This window comes from Tunturibacter empetritectus (assembly GCF_040358985.1).
GTDB lineage: Bacteria > Acidobacteriota > Terriglobia > Terriglobales > Acidobacteriaceae > Edaphobacter > Edaphobacter empetritectus.
In genome coordinates, this window is record NZ_CP132932.1 from 1,363,743 (window position 1) to 1,377,937 (window position 14,195).

15 protein-coding genes are annotated in these 14,195 nt (G+C 59.7%); 5 read left to right on the forward strand and 10 right to left on the reverse strand.

What is annotated here, in order from left to right:
• Positions 1-12: 12 nt before the first annotated feature.
• Complete coding sequence (locus tag RBB75_RS05600; protein ID WP_353069816.1) at positions 13-441, forward strand: FmdB family zinc ribbon protein; 429 nt, start codon at positions 13-15, stop codon at positions 439-441.
• Between the two features lie 62 nt (positions 442-503).
• Here the strand turns inward: RBB75_RS05600 and RBB75_RS05605 are convergent, their stop codons facing one another.
• Positions 504-947: a hypothetical protein gene (locus RBB75_RS05605; RefSeq protein ID WP_353069817.1), complete on the reverse strand. Its 444-nt coding sequence runs from the start codon at positions 945-947 to the stop codon at positions 504-506.
• Positions 948-1,275: 328 nt separating this feature from the next.
• Here RBB75_RS05605 and RBB75_RS05610 point away from each other — a divergent pair, with 328 nt between their 5' ends.
• Positions 1,276-2,661, forward strand: coding sequence for an APC family permease (locus RBB75_RS05610; protein WP_353069818.1), 1,386 nt, complete (start codon positions 1,276-1,278; stop codon positions 2,659-2,661).
• Between the two features lie 57 nt (positions 2,662-2,718).
• Here RBB75_RS05610 and RBB75_RS05615 read toward each other — a convergent pair whose 3' ends face one another.
• The 5 genes from RBB75_RS05615 to gatB all read right to left on the reverse strand — a co-directional run bounded on the left by RBB75_RS05615 (position 2,719) and on the right by gatB (position 7,476).
• Positions 2,719-3,273, reverse strand: a complete 555-nt coding sequence (locus tag RBB75_RS05615) for a DUF2199 domain-containing protein (protein ID WP_353069819.1) — start codon at positions 3,271-3,273, stop codon at positions 2,719-2,721.
• Positions 3,274-3,334: 61 nt separating this feature from the next.
• Positions 3,335-3,790 (reverse strand): nucleoside deaminase, encoded by a 456-nt coding sequence (locus tag RBB75_RS05620; protein WP_353069820.1) that lies wholly within the window; start codon positions 3,788-3,790, stop codon positions 3,335-3,337.
• Between the two features lie 2 nt (positions 3,791-3,792).
• Complete coding sequence (locus tag RBB75_RS05625) at positions 3,793-4,089, reverse strand: DUF6496 domain-containing protein (RefSeq protein WP_353069821.1); 297 nt, start codon at positions 4,087-4,089, stop codon at positions 3,793-3,795.
• 89 nt (positions 4,090-4,178) lie between these two features.
• Positions 4,179-5,717 (reverse strand): hypothetical protein, encoded by a 1,539-nt coding sequence (locus tag RBB75_RS05630; RefSeq protein WP_353069822.1) that lies wholly within the window; start codon positions 5,715-5,717, stop codon positions 4,179-4,181.
• A 262-nt stretch (positions 5,718-5,979) separates the two neighbouring features.
• A complete protein-coding gene (gene gatB / locus RBB75_RS05635) occupies positions 5,980-7,476 on the reverse strand; it encodes an Asp-tRNA(Asn)/Glu-tRNA(Gln) amidotransferase subunit GatB (protein ID WP_353069823.1) in 1,497 nt (498 codons plus the stop codon).
• Between the two features lie 235 nt (positions 7,477-7,711).
• Here gatB and RBB75_RS05640 point away from each other — a divergent pair, with 235 nt between their 5' ends.
• A complete protein-coding gene (locus RBB75_RS05640) occupies positions 7,712-8,809 on the forward strand; it encodes a metal-dependent hydrolase (protein WP_353069824.1) in 1,098 nt (365 codons plus the stop codon).
• On the opposite strand, the gene RBB75_RS05645 is transcribed toward RBB75_RS05640, so the two are convergent.
• Together RBB75_RS05645 and RBB75_RS05650 are read right to left on the reverse strand one after the other, a co-directional pair.
• On the reverse strand, positions 8,806-9,453 hold the full coding sequence (locus RBB75_RS05645) for a YqaA family protein (protein ID WP_353069825.1): 648 nt from the start codon (positions 9,451-9,453) through the stop codon (positions 8,806-8,808). The two genes, RBB75_RS05640 and RBB75_RS05645, sit on opposite strands and share 4 nt — an antisense overlap.
• Positions 9,454-9,468: 15 nt before the next feature.
• A complete protein-coding gene (locus tag RBB75_RS05650) occupies positions 9,469-10,008 on the reverse strand; it encodes a MogA/MoaB family molybdenum cofactor biosynthesis protein (RefSeq protein WP_353069826.1) in 540 nt (179 codons plus the stop codon).
• 182 nt (positions 10,009-10,190) lie between these two features.
• Here RBB75_RS05650 and RBB75_RS05655 point away from each other — a divergent pair, with 182 nt between their 5' ends.
• On the forward strand, positions 10,191-11,216 hold the full coding sequence (locus RBB75_RS05655) for a TonB C-terminal domain-containing protein (protein WP_179639715.1): 1,026 nt from the start codon (positions 10,191-10,193) through the stop codon (positions 11,214-11,216).
• A gap of 110 nt (positions 11,217-11,326) precedes the next feature.
• Here RBB75_RS05655 and RBB75_RS05660 read toward each other — a convergent pair whose 3' ends face one another.
• The gene (locus RBB75_RS05660; protein ID WP_353069827.1) at positions 11,327-11,800 is read right to left on the reverse strand and encodes a hypothetical protein; all 474 of its coding nucleotides are present in this window, start codon (positions 11,798-11,800) and stop codon (positions 11,327-11,329) included.
• 326 nt (positions 11,801-12,126) lie between these two features.
• On the opposite strand from RBB75_RS05660, the gene miaA reads away from it, so the two are divergent.
• Positions 12,127-13,107, forward strand: coding sequence for a tRNA (adenosine(37)-N6)-dimethylallyltransferase MiaA (miaA, locus tag RBB75_RS05665; RefSeq protein WP_353069828.1), 981 nt, complete (start codon positions 12,127-12,129; stop codon positions 13,105-13,107).
• A 62-nt stretch (positions 13,108-13,169) separates the two neighbouring features.
• Here miaA and RBB75_RS05670 read toward each other — a convergent pair whose 3' ends face one another.
• On the reverse strand, positions 13,170-14,102 hold the full coding sequence (locus RBB75_RS05670) for a hypothetical protein (RefSeq protein WP_179639717.1): 933 nt from the start codon (positions 14,100-14,102) through the stop codon (positions 13,170-13,172).
• Between the last annotated feature and the right edge of the window lie 93 nt (positions 14,103-14,195).

The following is a 14,195-nucleotide window of genomic DNA, read 5'->3' on the forward strand; positions in this document are numbered from 1 at the left end:
GAAAACTGCCCCATGCCGCTTTACGAATACGAATGCACCACCTGCCGTAAGCACACTGAAAAGATCCAGAAGTTCTCCGATCCTGAGATCACCATCTGCCCTCACTGCGGAGGCCATCTCGAGCGCGTCCTCTCCGCCCCTGCCGTCAGCTTCAAAGGCGGCGGCTGGTACGCCGACGGCTACGGCAACGCCAAGCCAAAATCCTCCGGCGACAGCAATAACTCAGGATCAAGCGCCAGCGACTCCAAGTCCGGCGATTCGAAATCTGGCGATTCCAAGTCTGAAGGTTCCAAGTCTGAAGGTTCCAAGTCTGGTGATTCCAAGTCCGGCGGTTCAAAGTCGAGCACCGACTCCAGCTCCTCGGGCAACAGCACCCCGGCTACCGCTCCGTCTGCCCCGGCAGCGCCTGCAGCGGCATCCTCCTCGTCAGACAAGAAGTAATCGCACAGGCGCGCCGGATTTCGGTTTATGATGCGGCTTCGGTTTATGGAGCGGCTTCAGTTTTATGGCAGCGGCTTCAGATGAATCTCGCGAACCAGCTCGCTCGAAACCACCTCCGTGCTCTCCGCCCTCATCTTGAGCACCTCTGCTCTCTTCTCGGGCGAGCCGTACACCTTGGCAACAATCGGCTCGGCCAGATCCGCGGACGTATCCAGTGCCGCCATATTCTTAAAGAAGATCACATACATCACATCCCACTTCTCCGGCCCTTCGAAGTTGACTGAGGTGTAGATCGAGTATCCCGTGATAATGCCAGCTGCCTTTTCGGCCTCGAAGACCTTAGGGGCATAAGCAAACGCCTCGTAAAACTCCTTCGTCTTCCCGGGCAAAATCCGGAGCTTCACCGCCCGAGTGACTCCGGCATGACTGTAATACTGTTGTGCCAGCCCGCTGAGCGGAGCAGCAGTGAGTACCAAAGCGACGAAACAACGTGCGAACGCCTTCATGGTCGTACCTCATAGTTTTTGTGTGTGGGGACCCGCCCGAAGCTTACACCTAATTTGCGATTTTGAACTCTCCGTTTCACTCATCTGAAGAGTTGGATCGCAGCAACAAGCTAGCCTTTTCCGGTAAACCAACCTCTGCATTCGATTACGGCAAGCTCCCTGTCATCGGCATCCGCGCAAGATACTCCTTCGCGCCACTGGCAACTTCGGCTATCCTCGATCTAACTCCACGTCATCGTTCCAGCCAACAGCAGCTCTGCCTCGATCATCCGGCAACGCTTCAGCATCCGCATCTCCGTTTCCAACGACGCAAGAAGGGTCAAGCACAATGGAGCAAGTCGCCGAATCCGAAGCCTCCCTCGTTCGAGTCCCCGGTCTACGCGCGAACATCCTTTCGCCGATGGAAACCCTCGCCCAATCCATCTCCACCATCGCGCCCACAACCACACCGACCATGACCATCCCCCTGGTCTTCGTCCTCGCCGGCAACGGAACCTGGCTCGCCTACCTCTTCGCCACCGTCGCCATCCTGCTCATCGCTCTCTGTATCAGCCGCTTCGCCCGTTACACCTCCTGCTCCGGCTCGCTCTACACCTACGCCACCTCATCTCTGCCGCCATCCATCAGCGGCATCGCCGGCTGGGCACTTTTGCTCGCCTACATCGCTACGGGAGCCTCAGTCGCAGGGGGCTTCATCAACTACGCCAACGTCTTCCTCCTCTCGATCACCGGCAAGTCAGCCCCAACCTTCCTCCTCGCGATTCTCTGCGTCGGCGTCTCCACCTTCATCGCCTATCGTGACGTGCAGGTCTCCGCCCGCCTCATGCTCTGGATCGAAGCCACCTCTGTCGCGCTCATCGCCATCGTGCTCGCGCTCCTGCTCTGGCGCAACGGCCTCCACATCGATCACGCCCAACTCCACCTTCAAGGCGTCACGCCCTCAGCCGTCCGTCTAGGCGTCGTCCTCGCCCTCTTCAGCTTCGTCGGCTTCGAGAGCGCCACCACCCTCGGAGCCGAAGCCTCCAATCCGCTCCGCACCATTCCCCGCGCCGTCATCCAGAGCGCCGTCTTCACCGGGCTCTTCTTCATCCTCTGCGCCTATCTCGAAACCCTGGGTATGCACACCGCCCACCAGAACCTCGGCGAATCCACCGCCCCCATGCGCGTCCTCGCCACACTGGCCGGTGTCACGCCCCTTGGCCCCTTCATCGACCTCGGCGCTCTTGTCAGCATGTTCGCCTGTACCCTCGCCTGCATTACTGCGGCCGCACGCGTGCTCATGCGCATGGGCCACAACGGCCTGGTCCCCCAGCGACTAGGACTGGCCCACCGCAAAAACGCCACTCCAGGCTCAGCAGTCGTCGTCTCCGGAGTCTTCACCGCGCTTCCTGTGACGATCCTCGCTCTCCGCGGCGTCGCCGGAACCGATATCTATGGCTGGATGGGCTCTCTCGCCGTCTATGGCTTCCTCACCACCTACGGTCTCGCCGCAATCGCGCTGGGCCTCTATCTCAAGCGCAACCACCACCTCACCAGCGCTTCGCTGATCCTCTCCATCGCCACCACGCTCGCCATCGTCCTCGCAATCGCCGGAACCCTCTATCCGGTCCCCGAGCGTCCTTACAACTGGCTGCCGTACGTATACCTCGTTTACATCCTTGCCGGCATTGCATGGTTTGGCTTTACCACGCGTCGCCAATCCTCGGCAATCTAAAGCCACGCAGACAGAGGAGACCCTCGCCGGTTACCAACCGAGAAAAAGGTACACAAGTCACGAAGTGACCGCGCCGCGCGCAGCGGGCCCGTCCGGCAGGACCGGATGCAGCATCCTCACCGCAATGTCTTCCACCCTCTCCATCGTAATCCCATCCCTCTGCTCCCTTGCCAGCGGATGATCCTGATCGACAATCGTAAACTGCGGCCGCTGCCCAACCGGCTGTGTCTGCACGCTCACTTCAAGGTTGTAGGTATCGCCAAAGACCGGGAGCTGCGAATTCAGCCATCCCGGAAACGCTGGCTCCTTCTCCCGCCCCTCAACAACCCACAGTTCATTCGTCCGCACAAAGTTCTTTGGACTCACCTCCGCCCAGATCCCCCAGACAAACGGCTCCTCCAGTCCAATCACCGGCACCAGAATACGTCCGCGGAGATAAAAGTCCCTGCCATCGATCACACACTGGTCGGGAGTTATCACCACTCGCTGATCAAACTCCTCCGCTGGAATAGCACCCACGGCCAGCGGAGCCTTGACACTGTAACTCAACGGCAGAGCATGTCGTTCGCCGCAAACCCTGCACCCAAATCCGCTCCCTGACTCTATGCTCATCTCTCCATCATTCCATATCGAAGAGCATCTTCACGCGAGAGTGATCTCTGCCAAAGAGCCTTTACTCCTCACCGATATCCTCGTTCCAGATCTCAGGCTTCTCCGCAATAAACCCGGTCAACAGATCCGAACACTCCTGCGAATCAAGATCGATCACCTTAACACCAAGCTCCTTCAGCCACCCCACCCCGCCAGCAAAATTCCTGCTCTCCCCAACCACCAGGGTGCGAATACCAAACTGCCGAATCAGCCCACTGCAGTACCAGCAGGGAGCAAGCGTAGTCACCATCACCTTGTCCTTATAAGATCGCTGCCGGCCTGCGCGGCGAAAGGCATCGGTCTCTCCATGCACCGACGGGTCATCCTGTTGCACCCGGCGATTTCTTCCCGATGCCAGCAGCCTGCCCTCCCCATCGAACAACGCCGCACCGATCGGAACACCACCCTCGTTCCGCCCGGTGCGGGCCTCTTCCAACGCGACCTCCAGCATCGCGCGGTACCTCTCGAGCTCAGTCATCCTTACCCTTTCTCCGGTGGCGGCGGAACCTTCTTCCCGGCCCGCCGCGCCTCTGACAAACCAATCGCAATCGCCTGCTTCGGATTGGTCACCTTCTTCCCGCTGCGACCGCTCTTCAGCGTGCCCTTCTTCATCTCGCGCATCTCGGTCTCAACGTTTTTGCTGGCCGAAGGACTGTACTTCCGCCCCGGGCTTTTCTTTACTGAACTCTTCTTTGCCGGAGCCTTCTTAGCTGCCGTCTTCTTTAAAGCTGTCTTCTTACTCACTGACTTCTTTGTCGTTGCCTTCTTTGTAGTCATCGAGGTTCCTCCTCCCACTAGGAGTCCTTATGGCCACCGCACGTTGCATCAACAGTTCGTCACCGCACCTCAAACGACATCAACCAGCTTCAACTATTTCGCCTTCTTCGCCAAACCACAACTCCCATCAGCATCCCTAAAGCTGCCACACCAACAACTCTCAACGTCACTTTTCTAACCCACGAGGGAGTCCGCTCCAGCGATCCATCCTGCCACGCCGCATGCACCAGCTTTAGATCAGCCGCGAAACCAGGAATTGTGATCAAATCAAAATCCGTAACCGGCAGAGACCCGAAGATCCGTTCAGGTGCCGGCGCGCCTCCCTCCCGGTCCTTCGGAATTGCCTTGATCAGTTCATTGATCTCCGCATCGCGTGGATCATCAAACAGTGCACCATCCGCCGTGTTGGGAAACAGAGTGTCGTTCCCCGTCATCTTCCTCTCAATCGCCGCAACGCCATCCTGGCAAACTCCAAGCAGATAATACCCGCCAAACGGAAGCTCAGGCCGCGCCAGGTGCTGATGCATATACGCAATCGACATCTTCCCCGCCAGCCGCGTCACCTCCACCGCATCCGCCTGCGCGTACTCATGCGCGTGACGCCCCAGCACCCAGGACTGATCCTGCGTGTCCATCGTGCGAAACTCCGCCTTGCCGTCGATGCCGAAGTACCAACTCACATTCGCATTCACCTTCGGCCCGCGAAACTCCCACTCATATTCAGCATGGCTCACCGGAACCAGAAGCGGACGTCTCGTCCCCGGTATGCGGATCTGAGAGTCCACCCAGAACGGCATCATTACATCCTGTCCCTTGTAATGAAAGTGCCCGAAGTTAGCGAAGTAGCGCGCATCTGCCACCACCACAGTGTGTCCAGCAGCCATCAGCGCTTTCACCAAATCCTGCGGCGTCTTCACATCCTGTCCTTCAATTGTAACCACCATAGGAGCAGTACCATCCAGCCCATTCAGGCTCAGCCGGTTCAGCACATCCGCCAGCCTCTGACTCTCAGCATGCATTGGCGCAAGCGTCGCATTCGCCCCATCTCCTCGAACAACCCCGGCACCAAGCTCGCTCACCAATCCATCTGTCGTGAATCCCGGCAGCTTCGATGGGGTGTCCAGATTGACCACCTCAGCCTTCACCAGCGAATAGTCGCCAAGATCGACATAAGCTGTCAGAGCTGCTGACTCTCCCTCCTTGTCATTCTGAGCGGAGCGAAGAACCCCCGCATTTGCTTTCGTTGTTGCATTTGCAGTTGTATCCGGCGCCCCCGGATGCCGCTCCGCCAAACCATCCATCTTCTGATCTTTGGCAACCACGCGGCCAGCAACTCTCACCGTGGGATTGATCGCCTGCATCGTCCACCCGGGAAACCGGTCCAGACCCTGCCAGTCTTTCCCGAGGATCAACTCGCGAAGCCGCTTCACCAGCGCCGGCGTCATCAACGCCGGCCCCTTCTTTCCGTTCTTATCCAACTGCGCGAGCATCGCATCGGTAAATCCAGGCGTAGCCGACAACTGCCGCATCATCTGCGACAGCATCACGGTGTTCGCCGGCATCGGCTCCTCCGGCACAACATACGGAGCCTCGCTCCGGCACCCAAAAAGAGCAAGCAAAATGCTCACACACACCCCACGACAAACATTCCTCAAACACATCCGCCCATTAAACCCTAAGAAAAGATTCATGTCCTGCCGGACGGTCCCACTGCGCGTGGAGCGGTCACTTCGTGACGCGTATACCTTGATGTGGCAAGTGGAAGACAACGATCCTCCCGTTGGTCGGAGGGAAGATTGTGCCGACCAGCGGGAGGACCACGCGAAGCTTTAAAAAGGCGTGTGAACGCCCGCCCCACGCGCAGTGGGCCCGTCCGGCAGGACCTATCTTCTACCCCAACGCATCTAGCTTCTTCGTCACCAGCTCATTCAGAAGCGCCGGATTTACCTGTCCCTTCGACAGCCTCATCACCTGGCCGATAAAGAACGCAGCCACCGTCTTCTTCCCCCCGCGATACTGCTCCACCTGCTTCGCATTCGCTGCGATCACCTCATCGATCATCGCTTCAATCGCACCCGTATCCGAGATCTGCTGCGGCTTCTCCCGCTCGTACACAACAGGAAAGTCTTCGTTCTTCTCAAACGCCATATCCAGCAACTGCTTCAGCATCTTGCTCGACAGCTCCCCCGACTCCGCGAGGTCCGCCGCCATCACCACACCCGCCATCGACACCGGCGACTGCTCCAGCTCCAGCCCCGCTGCCCGCAACCGCATCGTCAACTCGCTCGTCAGCAGCGACGCCACGCGCCGAGGACTCTTCGCCTTCTTCGCCGCATCTTCAAACTTGTCCGCAAACTCACGCGTCGCCGTCAGCGTAGCCGCGTCCTGCACCGAAATCTCATACTCCGCAATCATTCGCGCTCGCCGAGCCTCCGGCAACTCCGGCATCATCTTCAGAATCTCAGCCTGCCACTCCGCACCAACCACCAGCGGCGGTAGATCCGGCTCCGGGAAGTACCGATAGTCATGCGCCTGCTCCTTACTCCGCATTGAGTAAGTCCGCCCCTCCGCGCTACTCCAAAGCCGCGACTCCTGCACCACCCGCCCACCGTCTTCGAGCACGCCAATCTGGCGCTCAATCTCATACTCCACCGCAGCGCGAATATATCGGAAGCTGTTGACGTTCTTCACCTCAGCCTTCGTCCCAAACTCTTTCGCGCCCTTCAGCATGACGCTGACGTTCGCATCGCAGCGCAGCGAGCCTTCCTCCATATTGCAATCGCTCACGCCGGTGTAGAGCAGAATCTCCTTCAACTTCGTCAGATACTCAAACACCTCATCCGCCGTCCGCAGATCCGGTTCACTCACAATCTCCACCAGCGGCGTCCCGCACCGGTTCAGGTCGATATAAGTCTTCGACACCGAATCCGCAAATCCATCATGAATGCTCTTCCCCGCATCCTCTTCCATATGCAGCCGCGTCACGCCGATCCGCTTCGTCACCGCCGCACCGCTCGCATCGAACGAAGGCACCTCTACCCAACCATGCTCCGCAATCGGCCTATCGAACTGCGAGATCTGGTACCCCTTCGGCGAATCCGGATAAAAATAGTTCTTCCGCGAAAAGATACTGGTCTCGCGAATCTCACAGTTGATCGCCTTCGCCGCCAGCACCGCAAACGCCACCGCCCTCCGATTCAACACCGGCAGCGCTCCCGGCAATCCCAGGCAGGTCGGACAGCAATGCGTATTCGGCTCTCCGCCATATTTATTCACGCATCCGCAGAAAGCCTTCGACTTGGTCAAAAGCTGAACGTGAACCTCCAGCCCAATCACGGGCTGATATTTGGCAAGAATCTCGGGTGAGAGCGCGGTCAAAGTAGGCATAGACAACTTGATTCTACCAAGCTCATGTCCGGCAGGACGGGCCCACTGCGCGTGGAGCGGTCACTTCGTGACGCGTGTACCCCTTCGGTTGGCGCTCCCGTTGGTCGCAAGAAAAATGATCCCGACCAACGGGAGGACCACGCGAAGCTTTAAAAAGGCGTGCGAACGCCCGCCCCACGCGCAGTGGGCCCGTCCGGCAGGACAGCTTCGCGAAACAAGCTAACATCGCATCAGCATGGAACCCATCACTCACCTCATGACCGGAGCCGTCCTCTCCCACGCGGGCTTCAATCGTAAAGCAGCCTACGCCACCGCAGCGATGACCCTCGCCGCCGAAGCCCCCGACCTCGACACCCTCTGGTCCATCCGCGGCCCCATCGCAGCCTTCCAGCATCATCGCGGATGGACCCATACCCTCCTCGGCATCCCCTTGGAAGCCGCCATCGTCACCGGAGTCGTCTGGCTCTTCCACCGCTGGCGAATCCGCCGCAACGAAGCCCGTAAACAACCCGAACCCACCCTCCCGTACGACCCCACCACAACTCCGCTGCCCCACTATCACGCCCCCGTCCGCTGGGGTTTGCTCTACTGCTTCTCCCTCATCGCCCTGCTCAGCCACCTCCTGCTCGACTGGACCAACAACTACGGCATCCGCCCCTTCTTTCCCTTCAACCCCCGCTGGTACTCCGGCTCCATCGTCTTCATCTTCGAGCCCGTCCTCTTTCTCATCCTGCTCCTCGCCCTCATCGCGCCCTCTCTCTTCGGCCTCATCAACAGCGAAGTAGGCGCACGCAAACAAGCCTTCCGCGGACGAGGCTGGGCCATCTTCGCTCTCCTCGCCATCATTGCCCTCTGGACCCTCCGCTTCGTAGAACACGCCAAAGCCCTCCAATTAGCCCAATCCGCCGACTACAACGAATCCCCCGTCTCCCGCGTCTTCGCCAGCCCTTACCCCATCAATCCTTTTCGTTGGCAGACCATCGCCGAAACTCCGCAGTTCTACCAGCTCGCCACCATCGACACTCTCAACAGCATAGTCACCACCAGCACCCAGCCCGACGTCATCTATAAGCCCCCCACTACGCTGGCCACCCTCGTCGCCAAACGCAGTTGGCTCGGCGAGGCCTACCTCGACTGGTCCCAGTACCCCGTAGTCACCGACATCGGCACGAACGAAGAAGGCCTCACCACCGTCACCTTTCGCGACCTGCGTTTCTTCTACGACACGCCATTGCTGGCCGGCCGCGAAAAGCCCCCACTCTCAGGCGCCGTCTACCTCAACGCCGACCGCCGCATCGTCCGCATGGAGATGGACGGCCGCATCCAGCATTAACCCTCTTCCACCGGAAGCGTCGTGCCTCGTCGCCGGTCGAACACCTTCCGCAGCACATACACCAGCAGCAGCACAATCAAAACACCGCTGAATCCAAGCACATAAGCGAGGTGTTGATGAATCGCGCGCGTAATCGTATGCAGAATCGCCGGCCCATAAGTGATCGTGATAATGGCCCAGATCAAAAACCGAATAAACTTACCCACGCAGATCGCGCTGAAGAACCACAGCATCTTCATCTCGAACACACCCGCGGCAAACTCAAACAGCTTCACCGGCGTCGGCGGGGGCATCATCGCCGGAATCATGATCGCCAGAAACTCCTGCTTCTCAAACCGGTCCCGCATCTGCTCATAGCGCTGCCGGTTGATCCGCTTCAGCAGAAACAGCTCCCCGCCCGCGCGCCCCAGGTAGTACGGCAACAGGCTCCCAATCGCAGAGCCCACTGCTGCCATAAAGCAATAAAGCAGAAAACGCGACTTATCGTGCACCACATAATCGATCAGCAGCGCATCAATCGGCACCGGAATCGCCGCCGAATCGATCACCGCCAGCGCGCCGATACCCCACACGCCAAGCGGCTTCAGTGCCGCAAGCATCACGACATTCAACTTATGCAGAAGTGCGACAGGAGAGATCTTCACGGGGTCCTTCTCATTCTAATTGCCGTCGGCCCTTCCATGCTGACCGCTCTCTGTGAATGCATGATGAGCCGTCCGCCCCGCCAGCAGATCTAGCGCGTGCGGCAACACCGGCAGAATCGACGCGAGCGAACTCCTCGCGCCCGCCGGACTCCCCGGCAGATTCACAATCAGCGCATCCCCCAGCGTCCCGCAGACCGCTCGGCTCAGTGCAGCAAGCGGAGTCTGCAGCAGCCCATCCGCTCGCATTCTCTCCGATAACCCCTCAACTAGCCGCTCACAGACCATTCTCGTAGCCTCCGGCGTCACATCGCGTTTGCCCAGCCCGGTCCCTCCGGTCGTCACAATCAGATCTACAACTTTCGCGTTACGTCTTAACGCCGCCGCAATCTGATCGATCTCATCCGGCAACATCTCGCTCAACACCTGCCCCACTCCGGCATCTTCCAGCAGCTCGCACACAGCAGGCCCCGACAGATCCATCTGTTCCCCGCGAGAACAGCGGTCGCTGATCGTCAGCACAACGGCACGTACATCTGGCGCAAATCTTAGAGTCACCCTCCCAGTCTACGGTTTCGCCTCTCTGTCCGAAAGTTCCAAGCGACGCTTCTTTTCCCAATACATGCATCAAAGATGAGAAAATAGGGAGAACTACGCAACCCGGTGCACCCTACTGGGAAGTGTCCCGATCCATCCCGCACGAAACTTTCGTCCCCCGTAGCCGTCAGACCACATAGCCGATGCCCTTACTCGAGACTCCGCCCAAATCCGCACCGTCCAACCAGCCCGTAAAGGTGCGCACCGGCCGCTTCGGAGAGCTCGACGAGCGGGAGTTGATTCACCTGCTGGACTCCCTCGACGACGAGCGCTCCAAAGCCCGCTTCCGCGAGTCCATCTACATCTCCATCATCATCTACCTGGCCATCGCCTGGTTCCTCTTCTATGGCCCCCGCGTCCTCTTTCATCAGCCTCGCCTCATCAGTCCCGCCGAAGTACTCAAAGAGCGTGAGCAGCAGCTGACCCGTCTCGAAGACCCGGCAAACTTATCTAAAATCGCGCCCAGAACCCCTAAAGCACGACCATCGCAGCCAGCCGTTGACCAAAAGATGCTGAAGCAGCTTCAGGCGATGCGCAAGGCCGCTCCGCCAACACCCGCTGCCCCTGCTCCGCCAACGTCCACCCCCCCTGTGACGCAGCCGGCTCCCCAGCAACAGGCAACTCCTCTGCCTCCATCGCCGCAACCCCAGCCTACACAGCAACAGGCTCTCGTTGAAGCGCCAAAGCCCGTCGCAACCCGGCCGAACTTTGGCAATCCCAACCAGACCGCAGGCGATGCCATTCGTCAAGCTGCGCAGGGCGCCGCCCACGACCACGGCAGCTCAGGAGACTACAGCGGAGGCTCATCCAGCGGACGCACCGGTATGGGCCAAGGAGTTCAGGTTTTGTCCGATATGCAGGGCGTAGACTTCAACCCCTACCTCCGCCGAATCCTCAGTGATATAAAACGCAATTGGATTCCCCTCATCCCCGAGGAGGCCCGCCCGCCGCTCAATAAACAAGGCGAGACCCTCGTCCGCTTCACCATTCTCCCTGACGGCCGCATCGCCGCTATGAACCTCGACGGCTCAAGCCAGGATCAATCCATCGACAGAGCATGCTGGGGCGCTATCACCGGCGAAGGCCAGTTCCCCCCACTCCCGGCAAACTTCCACGGCCCCAACCTCGAACTCCGCATCGCCTTCTACACGAACAAACCGCTCCCCTGATCGCCTTCCTTCGCGACCAACTGGAGCGCCAAGCGAAGCGGTACACAAGTCACGAAGTGACCGCAGCCCGCGCAGGGCGCCCGTCCGGCAGGACACAAGGGGCAAGCAGCTCACCGAACATAAGAAAACGTGCCACACAAATCCGTCGAATTTGCGATCTCATTCAACGCGAATACCGGCATCTTGGCTCCCGAAAAAAATGCAATCTTCAAAGAGCGCCCCGCAACATAAGTGGCCATCCACTGCACGTCTTCCGTGCCGCACAAAGTATTCTTATGCAGAAACTTCTTAGCAGCCGGGATGTCCAGCCTGAAGAGGTTGCCATTCCCACCGGCACTGCTGTCCACATCGAAGACCGCGCTCACCTCGCCCGGCTCAAGAGAACGTATCTGCGCCACCACGAAGCTCGTGAAGTTAATCGACATCTTCTCCCCGGTGAAGCCGATATCGCCGGTAATGGCCTGCGCCGTAGAACTCTCTGCACGCCAGTACCCTTTTTCCTGTGCCGCCACAGAAAGACAGCAGGCCAGCACGGAACCAGCCACAGCCCCAACCATCGCACCGGCCATCTTCTTCCGCATCATCTTCCAAGCATGCCATTCTAAGCACCCTCCGGGCAACCGCGCGCCAAACACCGGGTGCCCCATCCTCTCGCAGTTTTATCGCGATAGGGTGGGGTATTCGCGCCGGCAGGCGCGAACCGCTCTCCTCAACCCACAAAAACCGGCCCAATCCATTCCACCAAGTCAATCCACTATCATCCAAAAAGGGCCACCACCATAGCAACTCCACTCCAAACCGAACGCCGCCGCCAGATTCGCGGCCTCCTCTTGCTCGCCCTCGCAGTGTTCCTCTTCAGTCTCTTCCGCGCCGGAGTCCACAACCTCTTCCACCCTGGCTGGTGGCGTCTATGGTAAGCGCCCCCGAGCACCCCCTCATCGTTCTGGTCGGCCCCACCGCCAGCGGCAAGACCTCCCTCGCGCTCTCTCTCGCCCAGCAGTTCAACGGCGAGATCATCAGCTGCGACTCAGTCGCCATCTACCGCGAGATGGAGATCGGCACCGCCAAGCCCACCCACGAAGAACGCGCCCTCGTCCCCCACCACATGATCGACATCGCGTGGCCCGACGAGTCCTGCACCGCAGGCGACTATAGCCGCGAGGCCCGAGAAGCCCTCGCCGCCATTACCGCCCGAGGCCGCCTGCCGATCGTCGCCGGAGGAACCGGCCTCTATCTCCGTGCCCTCATCGACGGCCTCTTCCCCGCTCCACCACAAAAACCTGGCCAGCGCGAACGCCTCCGCAATATTGCCTCGACCCGCGGCCCCGCCTATCTCCATCGCATCCTCACCCGCCTCGACTCGGCCGCCGCAGCAGCCATCCACCCCAACGACGTCCCCAAAGTCATCCGCGCCATCGAGGTCTCTCTTGCAACCGGCCAAAGCCACAACGCCAACAAGCGCACTCCTATGACCGAGCAATGGCAGCAGGGCCGCGATGCCCTCACCGGATACCGCATCCTGCGCCTCGGCCTCAACCCACCCCGAACCCTCCTCTATGAACGCATCAACCAGCGCGCCGCAGCTATGTTCTCCCGCGAACGGCCCGACGGCGGCCTTATCGAAGAGACGGAGCGCCTCATAGCCCGCTACGGCGAAGCCTGCCGCCCCCTCACCTCACTCGGCTATGCGGAAGCCACCGCCGTCCTCCGCAACGAAATCACCCGCGAGCAGGCCGTCGCCCACGCCCAGCAAGGCCATCGCAACTACGCCAAGCGCCAGCTCACCTGGTTCCGGCGCGAACCCGGCATGCACTGGCTTCTTGGCTGCGGCGGCGACGCAGACATCACAGCTCAGGCCCACCACCTCGTCGCAAAGCACCTTCAAACATAAGTCCTGACAAGAAAAAATCCCACCCGCAAAGATGAGTCTCTCTCTTCACTCCTCAAACAAAATCAAGAAGGCTGGATCACAAGGTTATCCGCCAGCTTGAACCGCACAATCGACTCAGCCGGAATCTCGATATCCCGATTCCCGGTTAACCCGCTGAGGAGCGTACCGCCACCGCCACCAACCAGCCCGCCAACCAAAAGCCCAACGCCTCCGGTGGCCAAACCGCCAACCAGCATGCCCGCCCCAGCGCCGCCGCCAATAATCGCAGCCGACCGCTTCCCTTTGCCCTTCTTGGTCCGCGTCAAATCAGAAGTATCCAGCGCATAGCGAGACCCGTTGAGAGTCAGATAGGTTAGCCTCAACTCCAGAATCGAAGACCCTTTGAAGTGCCCCCGGCGATGCGAAGCAACCACCACACCGCTCACCGGCGCTCCCCTCGGAATCACGACACGGTCACCCCGGCCAACCACCGGCTCTTCCACCTCTCCGGTAAACCGGTCTCCTGCATGACTCGTCTTCACGCTGATGTGCTGATTGATGCGGATCGTCAGATTCGTCCCTGCAGGAACATTCACATCTGCCGGCCGAATAATCGGCGCACCCCCAGGAGCAGGTGGCCCGACCGGCTGACCGGAAGAATCCGTTGGCCCTGCAGTCGCCGGTTGTCCTTGCGCCACTTGGTCCGCAGTTCCAGGCGCAACCTGCTCAGGAGCACCAGGCGCAACCGCCGGCGTGTTCGCCGCTACCGGTCCCGCAGCAGCAGCAGGAGTCGTGGTCGTCGTAATAGCCTGCGCCGTCTGTCCAGGCGCGGGTGGTTGCACTGTCGTGGTCGTCACATTGCCGTTACTGTCGGTCGAAACCACCTGCTGCGCCTGCCCCGTAGCCGCAGCCTGTTTCTTTGCCTGGTCAATCGCAGCATCCTGTTTCGACTTGCATCCGGCCAGCATCACCACAGCCAGCATCATCGCTCCAACAGTCTTATAGGAAAAATTCATCGTGACATCCTCGTTCTTAGTTCAGAAATAAGCTTCAGCGACCAGAAGTCGCGCCTCGCGAAGCACTTCACCTCGTAAGATGCTCATTCTTCA